This is a genomic window from Rhizobium sp. CB2179 (assembly GCF_057653455.1).
Window position 1 is genome coordinate 2,087,541 of the sequence record NZ_CM172781.1, and the last position, 17,570, is coordinate 2,105,110.

Below are 17,570 nucleotides of genomic sequence, written 5' to 3' on the forward strand. Positions count from 1 at the left end.
CGCTAAACTGGTCTTGCGAATTCATTCGATTCTCTTGGCAGTATTCCGTAAAATCGGAAACCGGGCCGCGAAATCCGGAAACCAGGGAAGGAGCGACAGGCGGATTGTGAAACCATCTCTTTTCCTTTAAGGGGACGCCACGAGATAGATCCACTCGCGCTATCCCAAGAGCGCCAACAACAGAGAATGACCACGATGAACCGTCGCCGCCGTATCTACGAGGGCAAGGCAAAGATTCTGTATGAGGGCCCGGAACCGGGTACTTTGATCCAGTTCTTCAAGGACGATGCCACTGCCTTCAACAAGAAGAAACACGAAGTCATCGATGGCAAGGGCGTCCTCAACAACCGCATCTGCGAATATATCTTCAGCCATCTGAACAAGATCGGCATCCCTACTCATTTCATCCGCCGGCTCAACATGCGCGAGCAGTTGATCAAGGAAGTGGAGATGATCCCGCTGGAGATCGTCGTGCGCAATGTCGCGGCCGGTTCTCTCGCCAAGCGGCTCGGCATCGACGAAGGCGTCGTGCTGCCGCGCTCGATCATCGAATTCTATTACAAGTCCGACGCGCTCGACGATCCGATGGTCTCCGAAGAGCACATCACCGCCTTCGGCTGGGCAAACCCCGCCGAACTCGATGACATCATGGCGCTTGCCATTCGCGTCAACGACTTCATGACCGGCCTCTTCCTCGGCGTCGGCATCCAGCTCGTCGATTTCAAGATCGAATGCGGCCGCCTCTTCGAAGGCGATATGATGCGCATCATCCTCGCCGACGAGATCTCGCCGGACAGCTGCCGGCTCTGGGATATCGAAACCCACGAGAAGATGGACAAGGACCGCTTCCGCCGTGACCTCGGCGGGTTGCTCGAAGCCTATTCCGAAGTCGCGCGCCGTCTCGGCATCATCAATGAAAACGAGCCTGTGCGCGGCACCGGCCCGGTTCTCGTCAAGTAAGGCAGGAAAGACAAAGTGATCAAGGCTCGTGTCACCGTCACGCTGAAAAACGGCGTTCTCGATCCGCAGGGCAAGGCTATCGAGGGTGCGCTTGGCGCCCTCGGCTTCTCGGGCGTCGGCCATGTAAGACAAGGCAAAGTCTTCGACCTGGAATTGGAAGGCGCCGACAAGGGCAAGGCCGAGGCTGACCTCAAGGCCATGTGCGAAAAACTGCTCGCCAACACGGTGATCGAGAATTACGCAATCGCGATCGACTGATGATCACAGACCCGTCGTCTGGCGGACTTTGAGGATTTGGCGTCATGATGAAAGCAAAGCTGGAGACGGAAGTCTCGAAATATATGAGCTATGTTTTGCGTCATGCGCCTGATGCCGCGGGCTTGACGCTTGATAGCGAGGGTTGGGTGTCGTTTGACGAACTCGAAAAAGCGTTGGCGTCGAAATACGACGTTTCCCGCGCCGATATCATCGAGATTGTCGAGAACAATCCGAAGAAGCGCTTTACGCTTACCGATAACAGAATTCGCGCAAACCAAGGTCATAGCGTCGACGTCGATCTCGCATTGAACCAGGTTGAACCGCCCGCCGCTCTTTTTCACGGCACGTCTCTGACGAACTGGCAGTCGATCGAGCGCGAAGGCTTGAAGAAGATGCAGCGGCACCACGTTCATCTGTCGGCGGATGTCGAAACGGCGAAAATCGTCGCAACGCGCCGCAAGGGTGAACATATCATCCTACGTGTGGACGCGGCCCGCATGTTTTCAGAAGGTCATTCTTTCTTTGTCTCCGACAATGGAGTATGGCTCGCTGAAAGCGTTCCAGTTCAATATCTTTCGCGAAACGCAGGGACCCCATGAAATCAGCCGTCGTTCAACTTCCGGGCCTCAACCGCGACCGCGACATGATCGCGGCCCTGACCAAGATCTCCGGCCAGGCACCGGTAACGATCTGGCAGACGGAAACCGAGATCCCCGATGTCGACCTGATCGTCATCCCCGGCGGCTTTTCCTATGGCGATTATCTGCGCTGCGGCGCGATCGCCGCCCGCATGCCGGTCATGCAGGCGATCATCGACAAGGCTGCAAAGGGCGTGAAGGTGCTCGGCGTCTGCAACGGCTTCCAGATCCTCGTCGAGGCTGGCCTGCTGCCCGGTGCGCTGATGCGCAATTCCTCGCTGAAATTCGTCTGCCGCGAGATCAAGCTCGAAGTCGTCAATGCCGAGACGGACTTCACCCGCGCCTACGCGCAGGGCCAGGTCATCCGCTGCCCGGTCGCCCATCATGACGGCAATTATTTCGCCGACGATGCGACGTTGGCCGCGATCGAAGGCAATGGCCAGGTAGTCTTCCGTTATGCCGAGGGCACCAACCCGAACGGCTCGATCAACGATATCGCCGCCGTCATGAACGAAAAGGGCAACGTGCTCGGCATGATGCCGCATCCCGAGAACCTGATCGAGGCTGCCCATGGCGGCTCGGACGGCCGCGGCCTCTTCGCCTCGGCGCTCGACGTCATCGCCGCCTGAACCTCGGCACTCAAAATCCTCTCATCCGGATCTGGAGCAAGATCGATGCGCCCTCGCCTCTCCGTCGCACACGTCGCCCTGTTGACCGCCATCGCAACCATGGTGGCAGCTTGCCAGACGCCGGCACCGACAGGCCCGAACCGCGCCGCTCTACCGACGATGGAACGCGTGGCGCTCGGCGCCAATGCCTGCTGGTTCAAATCGGGCGATCCGGCCTTTGCAGCCTATAAGCTTGCGCCGGAGCTCAATTCCTTCTCCGGCCGTCCGCGCATCCTGCTCGTCCATAAGGGCAGCCCGGAAAGCCGGCCGCTGCTCGTCGTCCAGGCCGAGGGAAGCCCGTCGCGCCTTCAGGCCTTCGGTCCGATGATGCAGGAACCGGTCGCCGGCCGCATCACCACCGACGTCAATCGCTGGTCCGGCGGCAACAAGGCCTGCAGCTGATCGTCCCGCTGACGGCGCCGCGCGTCTTCCAAGACGCACAAAGGGCGCTGCAACACTTTGAATGCCGGATATTTTTGCTGAAATCGATTCCGTTTTAAGGAATTGTGCAGCAGCTCGAAAGCACGTTCAGTCCCAGAAAAACGACTTGCCGACTTCGCGCGCGGCGTCGGACTGCGACACGCCGATATCCTTGAGCGCGGTCGCAGTCAGCTCCCTCAGCGCGCGCCGGCCTTCCCGCTTCTGATGCCAAAGAAGAATGGCAGCCCAGATCCGGCCCCGGCGTGTCGTCACCTCGGCAGGCGCGGCGGGAAGGATGATCTGCCTCCTGTCTTCGTAAGAGACAATCGGTACAATCGGCATTTTGATCTCAGGTAAGGCAGACATTCCAGGAATCCTCTCGGCTTGCCATTAGAATTGACTCATACTCTTGACCGATACAATGTGCCAATATATACAATTGTCACCATGACAAATTGGCTTCCCGATATTTCCCGCGGTTCCGGGCCGGTCTATCTCCGGCTTGCCGACAGCATCGAATCCGCCATATCAAGCGGCGCCCTGCCCGCCGGCAGCAAACTGCCGCCGCAACGCAACCTCGCCTATGATATCGGCGTGACGATCGGCACGATCGGCCGCGCTTATGCGCTGGTACATGAGCGCGGCCTGGTCGCCGGCGAAGTGGGGCGCGGCACCTACGTGCTGAACCGCTCCGAGACGCAGCCCGGCGAACAGATCGATCCGCTGACTGTCTCGCTCGGCGGCACCCGCGTCCAGGATGCGCCTGCGGACAAGATCCGCTTCGACACGACAGCCGCGCCCGATCTCGGCCAGGGCAAGATCATCGCTGGCATCCTCGCCGAGATCGGTGAGCAGCACCTTGCCGAAATCTCTTCCTATTCCCGGAGTTTCCCGCGCAACTGGTTCGAGGCCGGCCGCCTATGGCTTGCCCGCAGCGGCTGGACGCCGGAGGTCGAAAATATCGTGCCGACGCTCGGCGCCCATGCGGCAGCGATCGCTGTCATCGCCGCCGTCTCAGCGCCGGGCGACAAGATCGTCTTCGAGGATCTCACCTATACCCAGGTTAGCCGCAGCGCCCGCCTTCTCGGCCGCCGCACGCTGACGGTCGATTCCGATGAGCTCGGCGTGATCCCCGAGGATTTCGAGCGGCTCTGTCAGCAGCAGCATCCGAAGATCGCCTTCCTGATGCCGACCGTCCACAATCCAACGCTGGCGATTATGCCCTATGAGCGGCGCGTGGCCATCGCCGCAATCGCCAGAAAACACAGTGTCTGGTTGATCGAGGACGACCTCTACGGCGGCATGGCCGACGACGATACGCCGTTGCTCGCCTCCATTGCGCCCGATCGCACCTTCCTCGTCAACGGCCTGTCGAAATCGGTCGCCGCCGGCGTGCGCGGCGGCTGGGTCGCCTGCCCGCCGCATTTTGCCCAGCGCATCAAGGTAACGCACAGGATGATCACCGGCGGCCTGCCCTTCATCCTGGCGGAGACCTGTGCGCGCCTCGTCGAAAGCGGCGCGGCGCACGAGATCCGCAAGGCAAGTGTCGAGGAACTCTCCCGGCGCGTCCGTCTGGCCCGCGAACAATTGCAGGGCTTCGATTTCGAATCGCACGTACACGCGCCCTTCCTCTGGCTGAAACTGCCGGAGCCCTGGATGTCCGGCACCTTCAAGAATGCCGCCTTCCGCGACGGCGTGCTCGTCGACGACGAGGACGAGTTCAAGGCGGCGCGCGGAGAGAGGCCCTATCATCGCGTTCGCATCGGTTTTTCCTCGCCGAAGACCGGGCAGGAACTGATCTCGGGCCTGATGATCCTGCGCCGTCTGCTGGAAAACGGCGGCTCCGCCTATGATGGCGAAATATGACGTGTTGCAAATACACGCCATAAATCGGAAAAAACGCTGACGCCTATTCGGAGCGCTTTACCGACTCAACCTCCATGTTACCTCTTGGTTGTTCCCGTCTGACGCGAATCAAAGGACAGCAAATGAGGGTCGACTTCGGAAAGATCGCGTTGCGTTTTTTGGGTATGGCATCATTAGCAGCGGCAGCCGCCATCTCGGTTGCGGGCTCGGCAACTGCCGGCGAGCAGATATTTGATGAATTACGCTTCGGCGTCTCGGCCTCGGTACAATCGGGCCATTCCAGAGAAGACGGCGTCTTTCCGGAGATTACCGCTCTCTTCGATCCCTTCGGCTACGATACGGCGGTCGGCTGGCAGCAACAGCTGCTGCATCCTCGTGTGCATCTCGGCACCTCGATCGGCACGTCAGGCGAGGCCACCCAGTTCTTCACCGGATTCACCTGGACGGTCGATTTCAACGAGAAGCTTTTTGCCGAAGCCGGCTTCGGCGGCGTCATTCATACCGGCGAGCTCGACGGCGATGATGACGGCCCGGAACTCGGCTGTCGCGTCCTTTTCCACGAATATCTGGGCGCCGGCTATCGTTTCAACGCCCACTGGAATGTGATGGCCCAGGTCGCCCATTCCTCGCACGCCAATCTCTGCGACGGGCCAAACGACGGCATGACGCGCGCCGGCTTGCAGGTCGGCTACAAATTCTGAGAGTCCGTTCGACAATTTCAGCGGGTTGGCCGACGGATGATTGAACTGCTCATTACGGCCGTCTGATCGGCCATCGGCAGGCGGGAACCGTTCAGTCCCATGTGGGACGAACAGGCTTCAACTCGCCCTGACAAGCAGCAGCGACGCAGTCCGCCAGGCTGCCAAACCGAAGCGCCTTACCCGTCAATCCAGGACCGTAGTGAGCGAACTTCGCGGAATTGGTGATAATTGTATCGACCGATTTTGGGATGACAGGCTCCGCAAGTGTGCACCAGCACGCATCGGTTACGAATTCTACGCCGAAGTCCGACAATTTGCCGACGAGATTCGCAGCGGAAGCCCTTTCGAACGTCGCACGGTTGCAGGTAACCAGAACCTTGACGTCGGGATGTTTCGCCAAGCCTTCGCAGAGCGCGGCCAGCCGCTCGCATTCGTCGAAAGAGAAATGGGGATTGCCCAGCGCAACGAACTCGATGGCATCCACAGACCCGCCGTTGAGTTTCCTCCACTCCGCAACGACGTCCTTGGGACAGATTTCGTAGCTCGCCTTGATGTTGCTTCCGACAATGCTCTCAAGGCTGTCGGCCTCCGGCGTGACACCGACGATATGGAACATCGGAGAGCCTGATGTCGTCGCAAAACCCGCCCCGAACGCCTTTAGGTCGTCCAGATTCGGCTTCCAAGTCTCGAGGCCGATCACGACCGGAATTTCATCTCCGACAAGCTTGCCGATGTGGTAGCCGAGAATGGGGTAGACCATGTCATCCCACGACACGAAGCCCGACACATTGACCACGAGGCTGGCGCGCCTGTTGTCGGCGATATGCGGCCCGGTCAGCGGCGCGCGCCCGGTGAGAGCGATGCACAGATCCAGGTAGTCAGGATACTTGGCAGTGCGAGCACCCAAAACACTGTTCGCGAATACGACGGCGTTCGACTCCGCCCAGGCCACCTGCTCACCCTGCCTGGGTGCGGACGACAGCTGATAGGGCGCGCAGGTGAACGTCTTTCGTGCTCCCATGGAGGCGTAAGCCTCACCCAATTCGGATGCGGGTCCGGCGACGCCGGGAGACACGCCCTGCTCCCGCCAACGCATCTGGTCCACCGATATCGAGTTCAGGGTCGTTGGAACGACAACCCTACCCTCCCAGTCCCGCATGCGTTTCGCGAATTCCAGGCTGGTCGGCCCGGTGTAGATGCAGCCATCGATGTGGACCTGGGAGATGTCGATAAGTTCCGTCGCTCCCTGAATTTCAGCCATGCGCGTCGTGGCCCTCATTGCCACCTGCACAGCCTTGCCCATCTCCCCGTTCAAAGCCGACCGATCCCTCGATGTCAGCGCTATCGAATTTCCATAGGTGCGATCGGCGGCATCGAAACCGGGGGCGGTTTCGATCCAGCTCGCGATGACCTTGTCGCCGATGAGGGTGACTTCAGGGATAGAGTGCAGCTCGGCGAAGTCGTCTTCGGAGAGCTGGACAACGGGGATCGATCGGCCGAACACTTCGTCAGCGACGATCACTCCGAGCGACAGTATTTCCTCCTGGCGCGAGACCACGATGCCGGCGGGAGCGTGCCCGTTCATGATCAGCTCCATAAGCACGCTGCTGCCCGTACACGAACCGCGTCCGCCGGGGATGGCGAGAATCTTTCCTGTCAGGACCTGTGTCGACAGGGGATGGTGACGGTCGATGACTTCTCCCGTCTGGGAGTCGACGCCGCCCCAGAAGCTGAGCGCCGTGTCGCTGAATACGATCGACCCCGTAGCGAAGCCAGCGACAAGCGCGCGCCCGGCAAACACCTTTTCGTCTGCCTGTTGTTGTATGTCCGGCATTGTATCTCGATACCATCAACCAAGAAGAAAAGTTTCCTATAGGAAACATCAGCGGCACACAAAAGCTGAGGCCGGAGCCTTGCCCCATTGCTATCGATCGACAACCGAAAGCAAGTTGTCAAACAGACTTTGAGAAGCAGCCGCCTTTACCCAAGACAAAGAAGTCGCCCGCCCTCTGTTGACGGCGGGCATTTTCCTGTCGCGCGCCGTCGCTACATAAGCTAAAGACAGCGCAAAACGCGCCAGGGACTTTCCGCTCATGACCATTTCAAACACCATCCCGATCACGCCGGAACTCATCGCACGCCATGGCCTGAAGCCTGACGAGTACCAGCGTATTCTGGATCTGATCGGCCGCGAACCGAGCTTCACCGAGCTCGGCATCTTCTCGGCCATGTGGAACGAGCACTGCTCCTACAAATCCTCGAAGAAATGGTTGCGCACGCTGCCGACCAAGGGGCCGCGTGTCATCCAGGGCCCGGGTGAAAATGCCGGCGTGGTCGACATCGATGACGGCGATTGCGTCGTCTTCAAGATGGAGAGCCACAACCACCCCTCCTATATCGAACCTTATCAGGGCGCTGCGACCGGCGTCGGCGGCATCCTGCGCGACGTCTTCACCATGGGTGCGCGCCCGATCGCCGCGATGAACGCGCTGCGCTTCGGCGAGCCGGATCATCCGAAGACCCGCCATCTCGTTTCCGGCGTCGTTTCCGGCGTCGGCGGCTACGGCAATTCTTTCGGCGTACCGACGGTCGGCGGTGAGGTCGAGTTCGACGCCCGCTACAACGGCAATATCCTGGTCAATGCCTTTGCCGCCGGCATCGCCAAATCCAACGCCATCTTCCTGTCCGAAGCCAAGGGCGTCGGTCTTCCGGTCGTCTATCTCGGCGCCAAGACCGGCCGCGACGGCGTCGGCGGCGCGACGATGGCATCGGCCGAATTCGACGAATCGATTGAAGAGAAGCGCCCGACCGTACAGGTCGGCGACCCCTTCACCGAGAAATGCCTGCTGGAAGCCTGCCTCGAGCTGATGCAGACCGGGGCGGTCATCGCCATCCAGGACATGGGTGCAGCCGGCCTTACCTGCTCCGCCGTCGAAATGGGCGCCAAGGGTGATCTCGGCATCCTGCTCGAGCTCGACAAGGTGCCGGTGCGCGAAGAGAGAATGACGGCCTACGAGATGATGCTGTCTGAAAGCCAGGAGCGCATGCTCATGGTGCTGCAGCCGGAGAAGGAACAGGAAGCCAAGGCGATCTTCGTCAAGTGGGGCCTCGATTTCGCTATCGTCGGTAAGACGACCGACGACCTGCGCTTCCGCGTCATGCATCAGGGCGAGGAAGTCGCCAACCTGCCGATCAAGGATCTCGGCGACCAGGCGCCGGAATATGACCGCCCCTGGCGCGAATCCGGCAAGCATGGCCCCCTGCCCGCCAATCTCGTCGCCGCACCCGAGGATTACGGCCAGGCGCTGCTGCAACTCGTCGGCTCCGCCAACCAGTCGAGCCGCCGCTGGGTCTATGAGCAATACGACACGCTGATCCAGGGCAATTCGCTGCAGCTGCCGGGCGGCGATGCCGGCGTCGTGCGTGTCGACGGCCATCCCTCCAAGGCGCTCGCCTTCTCTTCCGACGTTACTCCGCGTTATGTCGAGGCAGACCCCTTCGAAGGCGGCAAGCAGGCGGTCGCCGAATGCTGGCGCAACATCACCGCGACAGGCGCCGAGCCGCTCGCCGCCACCGACAATTTGAACTTTGGCAATCCCGAAAAGCCCGAGATCATGGGCCAGTTCGTTCAGGCGGTGAAGGGTATCGGCGAGGCCTGCCGTGCGCTCGATTTCCCGATCGTCTCCGGCAACGTTTCGCTCTACAACGAGACCAACGGTGTCGCCATACTGCCGACCCCGACGATCGCAGGCGTCGGCCTGCTGCCGGATTGGCGCAAGATGGCCCGCATCGGCAGCGCCAACGATGGCGATAAGGTCATCATGATCGGCGTGGACGGCAGCCATCTCGGCCAGTCCGTCTATCTCCGCGACGTGCTTTCCAGCCGCGAAGGTCCGGCACCGGAGGTGGATCTGTTTGCCGAGCGCCGCAACGGCGATTTCGTTCGCTCCGTCATCCGCAACGGCCAGGCAACCGCCTGCCACGACATTTCCTCCGGTGGCCTTGCCGTGGCGCTCGCCGAAATGGCGATGGCCTCAGGCAAAGGCCTGACGATCGATCTGAGCGAAGGCAAGGGTGAACCGCATGCGCTGCTTTTCGGCGAGGATCAGGCCCGCTACGTCCTGACCTTGCCTGCCGATGTCGCCGATTTCGTCTGCGTCAATGCAGAAGGTGGCGGCGTTCCCTTCCGCCGTCTCGGCACGGTCGGAGGAACGGCGCTCGTCGTCGGCGATCTCATCTCGCTGCCGATTCAGCAATTGCGCGATGCCCATGAATCATGGTTCCCTGATTTCATGGAAGGCCGCGGCGAACTTGCCGCTGCGGAATGATGCGCAAGGAGTAACGATCATGGCCATGAAACCCGGCGATATCGAAGATATGATTAAGGCTGGGATTCCCGGTGCCAAAGTGACGATCCGCGATCTGGCGGGCGACGGCGATCACTACGCCGCGGAAGTCGTCGCCGAAGCCTTCCGCGGCAAGAGCCGCGTGCAACAGCACCAGATGGTCTACGAGGCGCTGAAGGGCAATATGGGCGGCGTGCTGCACGCGCTGGCGCTGCAGACCTCCGCGCCGGAATAGAGCCCGACGCAATCCCGATGACGATGCCCGGCTCTCAGCCGGGCATTCTCTTTTCGTCGGGATCGGCAAAGACCGAGGCCGGCAACGGTCCCGCGGTCATCAGCGTGAAATCAAACGCCGCCTTGAGGTCCGGCCCAAGCACATATTGCCGGTGGACGCGCAGCTGGTCCTTGCGGATCTTGCGGTAGTGCTCGCGCGTCAGCATCTGCTTGACGCGGATCAGGATCATCTTCGCCTGAGGCGCATCCCCATGGCCGGAGACGGCAACGACCGGCACCTTGTAGAAATTGATCGAATCCGTCAGGCACTGCACATCGAGCCAGGAAATCTCGGGACAGCGGGCGATCAGCCCGACGCGGGCGCGAAGCAGCGTGGCCGATGACATGAGCACACATTGAAGGATGGCGCTGCCGAGTGTGGCAAACACCACGCGCTTGCCGTTGAATATCTCCGGCTCCCTTTCCAGCAATATGCCGATGACATGGGCGGCGACGCTCGATCCCATGCTGTGCGAGGAGATCACATATTCGTCCGCCTCCTCGTCAAGCGCCTTGCGCACGGCAATGGCCTGGTCTTCCAGCCAGCCGTTGAAATCGGCCCGGTCCATGCGGCCGAGCGCCACGGCCATTTTCCAATCGGCGAAGAGATGCAGCGTATGGAAACGTTCGGAAAACGGCAGGAAGGCAAATATGAAGAAACAGAGCGCCAGCGGCCCGCTCCAGAGCATGTGCCATGGCGAAAAGCTAAGAGCATAGGGCAAGATGGCGATTTGCGCCGTCAGCGCGATCGCCAGCGCCGTCAGCAGGAACGGGAAGAGGAAGAACAGGCCAAAGCGCCAGGCGTGGCGGAAATATCCCCGCATCCCGCCTTCCAGCATGATCTCGGCGCAGCTTCGGAAGCCTGCGATGATCTGGCTCAGCGTGTTGCCGCTGCGCAGCCTGCTTACCAGCGCATCATGATCGATCATGTGGATCCGGCTCTTCGTCTGCCAGCCGGGGGAGCCGATCCCTGGTTCGAGCGTCGCCGACACCCCAGCCGTCGTCACCTCAAAACTGACCGGATCGCTCCCCTCGTCTGCTGCCCCCGACTCGACCGAATAGCCCCAGACGGCGGCACTCTGCCTGGCCGAACGCTCGTAGCGCGCCCTGTGGGCAACGCCGTCGAGCGGCTCGAAGCCCGTGAAATGCAGGACGACCCGCTTCTCGATCAGTTTCATTCCACTCTTCCGGCCGGGCGAATAGCCGGCATGTTGCTGCGATCCAGCTGCTGCGCCACTGATATCAGCAAAAAAGCAGCTATGGTCTCGAAGCCGTCTTGCTAACCGAACTCTTCCGGAATTCAATAGCAGCCATGTCGTTTCCATCACGAACGGAGGGGTTTTGTGGCCGACCTAGTCAAAGAATTGATATCAGGCGTCGTCGACAGCGTGCTGAAGGAGATCCTGAAGAAAACGACCGGCCGCGTCACGACGAAGCGCAAAAGGCGTAAGACACGCCCCGCCGCGACAACGAAGGTTGCGCGCAAGACGACCTCGGCCAAGCCTAAGCTAGCCCGCAAACAGGTCAGCAAGCGCCGCACCGCCGCTGGTCGCAGCCGCCAGCGACGCAGCTAAGGCACGATCAAAAGTGAGCGGTTTCGGACGAATTCTGCGGCGCTGTTGAGGGCCTGAACCGATGATGCGCATTGTGAAAATCATTCTCGCGACAGTCGTCGCGATCTGTCTCATCGCCGTTGCCGGCGTCTATGCCCTGTCGGAGATGCGTCTCTCCAGGACCTATGACGTCGCAGCGGCCGATTTCACCGTCAAAACGACGCTGTCTGCCGAAGAAGCCGAACGCCGCGCCCGCACGCTGATGTGCGGCGGCTGTCATCACGACGCCGGCTATGTGCTGCTCGACGAGCCGGGCGTCGGCCGGATCGTCGCGCCGAACCTGACCCGCTTCGTGCCGATGTACAGCGACGCGGAACTCGTTCGCCTCATCCGCCATGGCGTCAAGAAGGACGGCAACGGTGCCGTCATCATGCCGGCGAGCAACTTCGCCAATATCAGCGACGACGACATGGCAGCAATCATCACCTGGCTGCGCAGTCTGAAGCAACTGCCCGACGCCGTCGAAGGAACGACACAGTGGGGACCGCTCGGACGCATCGGCCTGGCGCTCGACAAGATCCCTTTCGAAGCCGATCTGGTGCCGGCTGTCATCACCCCTGCCGCCACTCGCCCGGCCGATATCGGCGAATATGCCTTCAAGACGGGTTGCGGCCATTGCCACAATCTCGATACGGCAAAACAGTCGGAAGCCTTCCTGGCGCCGGCGCTTAAGCCGCTGGCGCAATTCTATTCGGCTGCCGATTTCAAGACGCTGCTGCGCACCGGCAAGGGTGTCGGCGGCCGCGATCTCGGCGTGATGACGGAGGTTTCCCAATGGGACTTCAGCCATTTCACCGATGTTGAAATCGAACAGATTCAGACCTATCTCGCCCGTCGACCGTAACGCGACGGCAACAACCCGGCAGCGGCCTGCCCGAACTGGTCTTTTTTTGGTTCGGGCGGCTGGAATTCCTGCTGTCGCATGCTATCTAAAGGCAACGATTGAAACGGTGGGCCTTTAACCCGCCTGTTGAAAGGATTAGGTACCATGAGCGGCATTCACGAATTCATCGACAACGAAATCAAGAGCAACGACGTCGTCCTCTTCATGAAGGGCACGCCGCAGTTTCCGCAGTGCGGTTTCTCCGGGCAGGTCGTGCAGATTCTCGATCACATCGGCGTCGACTACAAGGGCGTCAACGTGCTCGCCGATTCGGAAATCCGCCAGGGCATCAAGGAATACTCCAGCTGGCCGACAATCCCTCAGCTTTACATAAAGGGTGAATTCGTCGGCGGTTGCGACATCGTCCGGGAAATGTTCCAGGCTGGTGAACTGCAGCAGCATCTCCAGGAAAATGGCATCGCCGTGCGCGCCGCCTCCTGACCGGTCACCGGACGTCCGCCCGGTTTCCAAATCTGTTTCTTGAGTTCGAGGCGCTGCGGCCAGCAGCGCCTTGACCTGTTTCTGGGAATTTCATTGTGACAGATTCTTCACAAGCCGTGTCCGCGGGCCGCCTGCCCATGGGCAAGCGAGAATTCATCGCGCTCGCCGCCTTCCTGATGGCAATCAATTCGCTGGCGATCGACATCATGCTCCCGGCCTTGCAGCAGATCGGCGCGAGCCTCGGCGTCGAGAGCGAGAACCACCGGCAATTCGTCGTCTCCTCCTATCTGCTCGGCTTCGGCTGCGCCCAGCTTTTCTACGGACCGCTTTCCGACCGCTTCGGCCGCCGCACGCCGCTGTTGTTCGGCCTCGTCGTCTATATCGTTTCGGCCATCGGCATCGTCTTCGTTCCCTCCTTTGCCGGTCTGTTGGTGCTGCGTTTCGTCCAGGGCATCGGCTCGGCCGCCACCCGCGTCATCACCATCTCCATCGTCCGCGATATCTATGGTGGACGGCAGATGGCCGAGGTCATGTCGCTGATCATGATGGTCTTCATGATCGTGCCGGTGATTGCGCCCGGCACCGGCCAGATCGTCATGTTCTTCGGCAACTGGCACCTCATCTTCCTGTTCATCGCCACCATGGCGACTGCTATCGCCGTCTGGGCCTATCTGCGCCTGCCGGAAACCCTGCATCCCGCCAATGTCAGGCCCTTCACCGCCCGCTCGATCTTCGGCGCCTTCAAGCTGGTGCTGACCAATCGCGTCGCGCTTTGCTACACCATCGCCAGCACCTTCATCTTCGGCGCGCTGTTCGGCTTCATCAATTCAGCCCAGCAGGTCTATGTCGGCATTTACGATCTCGGCGTCTATTTCCCCTTCGCCTTTGCCGGCGTGGCGATCTTCATGTCGCTGTCGTCCTTCTTCAATTCGCGCTTCGTCGGCAAGCTCGGCATGCGGCGCCTGTCGCATGGCTCGCTCATCGGCTTCATCGCCATCAACACCATCTGGCTGATCGTCCAGATGGCGAGCACCGAGCCGATGCCCTTCGCTTTGTTCATCTCCTTCTTCGGCCTTTCCATGTTCCAGTTCGGCTGGATCGGTTCGAACTTCAATTCGCTCGCCATGGAGCCGCTCGGCCATGTCGCTGGCACCGCTTCCTCGGTCCTCGGCTTCATGAGCACGGTCGGCGGCGCCATCATCGGCGCCGGCATCGGCCAGGCCTTCGACGGCACTGCACTGCCGATGGTCGCCGGTTACTTCGTCGTGTCGATCATCGGGCTCGTCTTCGTGCTGATCGCCGAGAAGGGCCGCCTCTTCCAATCGCAGAATCCAGCCGTCTGAACGGCTGGCCTCCTTCGCATCCGGGATTTCACCACATGACGCCGCCGCATAAACCGCACCAGGAAAACCAGGGCTCCCGCCGCATCGGCATGGGCTTTGGCGAATTCGTCGTTACCATTGCCATCATGACCGCCAGCGTCGCTATGGCGATCGACAGCATGCTGCCGGCATTGCCCAATATCGGCCATTCCCTCGGCGTCACCAATACCAACGACGCGCAGCTGATCATCGGCGTGTTCTTCTTAGGCTTCGGCGTCTCGCAGATCTTCTTCGGCAGCCTTTCGGATACGTTCGGCCGCCGCAACATCCTGCTCGGCGGCTTGGCCTGCTATATTGTCGGAATGTTTGCCGCTGCAGCGACCGGCAGCTTCGAAATGCTGCTCGTCATGCGTTTCGTTCAGGGTGTGGGCGGTGCTGCGGTGCGCATCACCACCATGGCCATGGTACGCGACTGCTTCGGTGGCCGCGAAATGGCCCGTGTAATGTCCTATGTGATGATCGTCTTCATGATCGTTCCGATCGTTGCCCCCTCCGTCGGCCAGCTCATCATCCTCTATGCCAACTGGCACTGGATCTTCATCCTGCTGGGGATCATCGCTACCGTCCTGTTCGTCTGGGCTTTCCTCCGGCTGAAGGAATCGCTGCCGCCGGAAGAGCGGCTGCCGCTGTCGGTCGGCTCTGTCGTGGATGGTTTCAAGACCGTGCTCACCAACCGCATCACCTGCGGCTACATGATCGGCCTCACCATGTTCACCGGCGTCATCAGTGCCTATGTGATCTCGGTGCAGCAGGTCTTCGGCGAGGTCTATGGCCTTGGCGACTGGCTGCCGATCGCCTTTGCGGCCACCGCTGGCGGCATCGCCGTCGCCAATTTCGCCAACGGCTTCTTCGTCCGCAAATTTGGCATGCGCCGTATCTCGCACGCTGCCCTGCTGATCTTCACGGCGCTGTCGGCTATCGGCTTTTTCTATTCGCTGGCCGGCAAGCCGGATTTCGCCATCGCCTACGGTATCTTCACCATCGTACTGATGATGTTTGCCCTGATCGCCACCAATTTCACCGCCATCAGCCTCGAACCGATGGGTAATCTCGCCGGCACGGCGACCGCCATCACCGGCTTCGTCTCGACGACGGCCGGCGCCATCCTCGGCGGCCTGGTCGGTCAGATGTTCAACGGCACGGTGCAACCGCTCTTCGGCGGCTTCGCGCTGTTCGGCGCGGTGACGATCGCAGCCACCCTCTGGGCCGAAAACGGCAAGCTGTTCACCCACCCCGGCGACAGCCCGCAACTCGATCCGGGTGCAGCCCATTTCTGAAATGGGAAATCTGCTTGACCGGCTGGTCTCCGGCGGCATTACATTATGTGGCAAACTCTGCCGTTTCTGAATCTGGAAGCCCCTGGACGAAGGAGCCTGATTTTGGATGCAGAATATCAACGTCTCCCTCCGCCATTGCAGGGAGAGTTACTTCAAGTCAAACCGGATGCCAGCACCGGCGTAGTGGTGCTCGGCGGCTCCAGTGGCCGGGTCGATGTGGCCCGCGCGAGGTTGTTTGCGAGCCAGGGGGCAACGGTCATAGCGCTTCGCTGGTTCGGCGGCGAAGGCCAGGTGCCAGGCATTTGCGAGGTGCCGCTAGAAACGTTTTTCTCTGCCACCGACTACCTGGTGGGGCTGGGCTGTAAACGCATCGTCCTGGTGGGAACCTCGAAAGGCGCCGAAGCTGCGCTGCTCACGGCCGTATGCGATCCGCGCGTCAGCGCGGTCGTCGCCATGAGCCCTTCCTCAGTCGTATGGGGAAATATTGGACCAGGGCTTGACGGCATCAGTTGGCCCGAGCGCTCGTCGTGGACATTGCGAGGTACACCGCTTCCTTTTGTTTCGTCGGCCCCAGAATGGTTGCGAGAATACAGAGACGGGCTCGTTGCCTATCGCGGCCTGTTCGAACGATGCCTTCGGGTGCACGAGTCTGAGATCGAGGCAGCGGCTATCCCATTGGAGAGAACGAATGCCGAAATTCTGCTCGTAGCAGGATGCGATGACGCGCTCTGGCCATCAGACGAATTTGCCGCATCACTTGTTCGGCGGCGCGCAGCTTCAGGCTTGCTCACCCAGCTTATCTTGGGAGAACACGCGGGCCATCGCATTCTGCTGCCGGGCGAAACCACTTCCCGATCATCGCTACGCGCTCATGGTGGAAGTGACGAGGCCGACGCCCAGTTGGGACGACTGGCGTGGGAACACATCCTCGCTGTCCTATAGCATGAGGGCAGCAGGAAAGGCTCTACGCTTTAAGGCGAGTGTTCAGACCGTAAAAACCTCACGCCGCAACACGTCCCACGAGGCCTTGTCGGGGGTAATCAGCAGCCCGCCGTCGAGATGATGCGGCAGGTAGGGCGAGCCGTCGAAGCGCGCCGCATAGGCGCCGGCCTCCTGCGAGATCAGCGTGCCGGCAAGGTGATCCCAGGGCATCAGCTTGTTGTACATGAGGTAATGCACATGACCGCCGGCAAAGGTGCGGTACTCGTGGGCAGCGCAGCGGTAATTGGTGAGGAAGCGCACCTTGGCGAGATTGCCGAGCACCTCGGCGCGCTTCTCCTTCGGCAGGTAGCCGGTCGAGGCCATGCCGACCATATGCTCCAGTCCCACGGGAGCTGCAACCGAGAGCCGCTCGGCGCCGCCATCCGGCCGCCGCAGCCAAGCGCCGCCGCCCTTTTCGGCCATCACCCAGTCGTCGCCCATCGGGTCGTAGATGATGCCGGCAACCGTCTCGCCATTAGAGATGACGGATGCCATCACGCCGAAGGCCGGGATGCCGGCGGCAAAATTGAAGGTGCCGTCGACCGGATCGACGACGATCGCGAGATCGGCATGTTCGAGGCTGCTGAGCAAATCAGGATCGGCCGCGACCGATTCTTCGCCGAGGAACAGTGCGCTCGGCCAGAGTTGCGCAGCTTCCGCCTTGATCATCCGCTCGGCCTGCTCATCGGCCTCGGTGACGAGATCGGTCGCCTCGCTCTTGGCGCGTACGTCGTCCTGACCAAGCCGGCGGAAGCGCGGCAGGATCTCTGCCTTCGCCGCGCGGCGCAGCAGATCGGCCAGAACGGTCACGTCGACAGTCGAAGTCATGTCAAATCCTCACGCTTAGGTCTCTCAGGAGAAGC

Annotated in this window: 19 protein-coding genes; 15 read left to right on the forward strand and 4 right to left on the reverse strand. The window is 60.9% G+C overall.

Translation table 11 applies throughout. The features are described from left to right. Positions 1–195: 195 nt before the first annotated feature. From purC to AC244Q_RS10500, 5 genes are read left to right on the forward strand one after another with little or no spacing between them, the layout of a single operon-like run. Positions 196–960, forward strand: a complete 765-nt coding sequence (gene purC, locus AC244Q_RS10480; protein WP_003540062.1) for a phosphoribosylaminoimidazolesuccinocarboxamide synthase — start codon at positions 196–198, stop codon at positions 958–960. A 15-nt stretch (positions 961–975) separates the two neighbouring features. After that, positions 976–1,218 carry a phosphoribosylformylglycinamidine synthase subunit PurS gene (gene purS / locus AC244Q_RS10485; RefSeq protein ID WP_012757626.1) on the forward strand — a complete coding sequence of 81 codons (243 nt, stop codon included), beginning with the start codon at positions 976–978 and terminating at the stop codon, positions 1,216–1,218. Positions 1,219–1,262: 44 nt separating this feature from the next. Next, positions 1,263–1,817 (forward strand): RNA 2'-phosphotransferase, encoded by a 555-nt coding sequence (locus AC244Q_RS10490; protein WP_113545012.1) that lies wholly within the window; start codon positions 1,263–1,265, stop codon positions 1,815–1,817. Continuing rightward, positions 1,814–2,485 carry a phosphoribosylformylglycinamidine synthase subunit PurQ gene (gene purQ / locus AC244Q_RS10495; RefSeq protein WP_017960637.1) on the forward strand — a complete coding sequence of 224 codons (672 nt, stop codon included), beginning with the start codon at positions 1,814–1,816 and terminating at the stop codon, positions 2,483–2,485. The genes AC244Q_RS10490 and purQ overlap by 4 nt, the downstream gene beginning before the upstream one ends. A 45-nt stretch (positions 2,486–2,530) precedes the next feature. Further along, complete coding sequence (locus tag AC244Q_RS10500) at positions 2,531–2,926, forward strand: hypothetical protein (RefSeq protein ID WP_128406483.1); 396 nt, start codon at positions 2,531–2,533, stop codon at positions 2,924–2,926. A 126-nt stretch (positions 2,927–3,052) separates the two neighbouring features. Here AC244Q_RS10500 and AC244Q_RS10505 read toward each other — a convergent pair whose 3' ends face one another. Continuing rightward, positions 3,053–3,310, reverse strand: a complete 258-nt coding sequence (locus tag AC244Q_RS10505; RefSeq protein WP_012757630.1) for a DUF1127 domain-containing protein — start codon at positions 3,308–3,310, stop codon at positions 3,053–3,055. Positions 3,311–3,391: 81 nt separating this feature from the next. Between AC244Q_RS10505 and AC244Q_RS10510 the strand changes: the two genes are divergently transcribed. Together AC244Q_RS10510 and AC244Q_RS10515 are read left to right on the forward strand one after the other, a co-directional pair. Then, positions 3,392–4,810, forward strand: coding sequence for an aminotransferase-like domain-containing protein (locus AC244Q_RS10510; protein WP_017994200.1), 1,419 nt, complete (start codon positions 3,392–3,394; stop codon positions 4,808–4,810). 122 nt (positions 4,811–4,932) lie between these two features. Further along, positions 4,933–5,511, forward strand: a complete 579-nt coding sequence (locus tag AC244Q_RS10515) for an acyloxyacyl hydrolase (RefSeq protein ID WP_012757632.1) — start codon at positions 4,933–4,935, stop codon at positions 5,509–5,511. Positions 5,512–5,602: 91 nt separating this feature from the next. Here the strand turns inward: AC244Q_RS10515 and lhpI are convergent, their stop codons facing one another. After that, entirely contained in the window at positions 5,603–7,345 is a 1,743-nt protein-coding gene (gene lhpI, locus AC244Q_RS10520; protein WP_012757633.1) for a cis-3-hydroxy-L-proline dehydratase, read from the reverse strand. 259 nt (positions 7,346–7,604) lie between these two features. Here lhpI and purL point away from each other — a divergent pair, with 259 nt between their 5' ends. Both purL and AC244Q_RS10530 read left to right on the forward strand, forming a co-directional pair. Beyond that, positions 7,605–9,839, forward strand: coding sequence for a phosphoribosylformylglycinamidine synthase subunit PurL (gene purL, locus AC244Q_RS10525; RefSeq protein WP_128406484.1), 2,235 nt, complete (start codon positions 7,605–7,607; stop codon positions 9,837–9,839). Positions 9,840–9,858: 19 nt separating this feature from the next. Next, complete coding sequence (locus AC244Q_RS10530) at positions 9,859–10,092, forward strand: BolA/IbaG family iron-sulfur metabolism protein (protein WP_003540079.1); 234 nt, start codon at positions 9,859–9,861, stop codon at positions 10,090–10,092. Between the two features lie 34 nt (positions 10,093–10,126). Here AC244Q_RS10530 and AC244Q_RS10535 read toward each other — a convergent pair whose 3' ends face one another. Next, the gene (locus AC244Q_RS10535; protein WP_128406485.1) at positions 10,127–11,308 is read right to left on the reverse strand and encodes a hypothetical protein; all 1,182 of its coding nucleotides are present in this window, start codon (positions 11,306–11,308) and stop codon (positions 10,127–10,129) included. Between the two features lie 165 nt (positions 11,309–11,473). Between AC244Q_RS10535 and AC244Q_RS10540 the strand changes: the two genes are divergently transcribed. From AC244Q_RS10540 to AC244Q_RS10565, 6 genes are all read left to right on the forward strand, one after another. Then, positions 11,474–11,704, forward strand: a complete 231-nt coding sequence (locus AC244Q_RS10540; protein ID WP_128406486.1) for a hypothetical protein — start codon at positions 11,474–11,476, stop codon at positions 11,702–11,704. A 61-nt stretch (positions 11,705–11,765) separates the two neighbouring features. Then, positions 11,766–12,587, forward strand: coding sequence for a c-type cytochrome (locus AC244Q_RS10545; RefSeq protein ID WP_128406487.1), 822 nt, complete (start codon positions 11,766–11,768; stop codon positions 12,585–12,587). A 144-nt stretch (positions 12,588–12,731) separates the two neighbouring features. After that, positions 12,732–13,067, forward strand: a complete 336-nt coding sequence (gene grxD, locus AC244Q_RS10550; RefSeq protein WP_128406488.1) for a Grx4 family monothiol glutaredoxin — start codon at positions 12,732–12,734, stop codon at positions 13,065–13,067. 137 nt (positions 13,068–13,204) lie between these two features. Further along, on the forward strand, positions 13,205–14,410 hold the full coding sequence (locus AC244Q_RS10555) for a multidrug effflux MFS transporter (protein ID WP_003540085.1): 1,206 nt from the start codon (positions 13,205–13,207) through the stop codon (positions 14,408–14,410). 35 nt (positions 14,411–14,445) lie between these two features. After that, positions 14,446–15,726: a multidrug effflux MFS transporter gene (locus AC244Q_RS10560; protein ID WP_128406489.1), complete on the forward strand. Its 1,281-nt coding sequence runs from the start codon at positions 14,446–14,448 to the stop codon at positions 15,724–15,726. Between the two features lie 45 nt (positions 15,727–15,771). Then, the gene (locus tag AC244Q_RS10565) at positions 15,772–16,668 is read left to right on the forward strand and encodes an acyl-CoA thioester hydrolase/BAAT C-terminal domain-containing protein (protein ID WP_245460468.1); all 897 of its coding nucleotides are present in this window, start codon (positions 15,772–15,774) and stop codon (positions 16,666–16,668) included. A 42-nt stretch (positions 16,669–16,710) separates the two neighbouring features. Here AC244Q_RS10565 and AC244Q_RS10570 read toward each other — a convergent pair whose 3' ends face one another. Further along, entirely contained in the window at positions 16,711–17,535 is an 825-nt protein-coding gene (locus tag AC244Q_RS10570) for an inositol monophosphatase family protein (RefSeq protein WP_128406490.1), read from the reverse strand. Positions 17,536–17,570 lie beyond the last annotated feature (35 nt).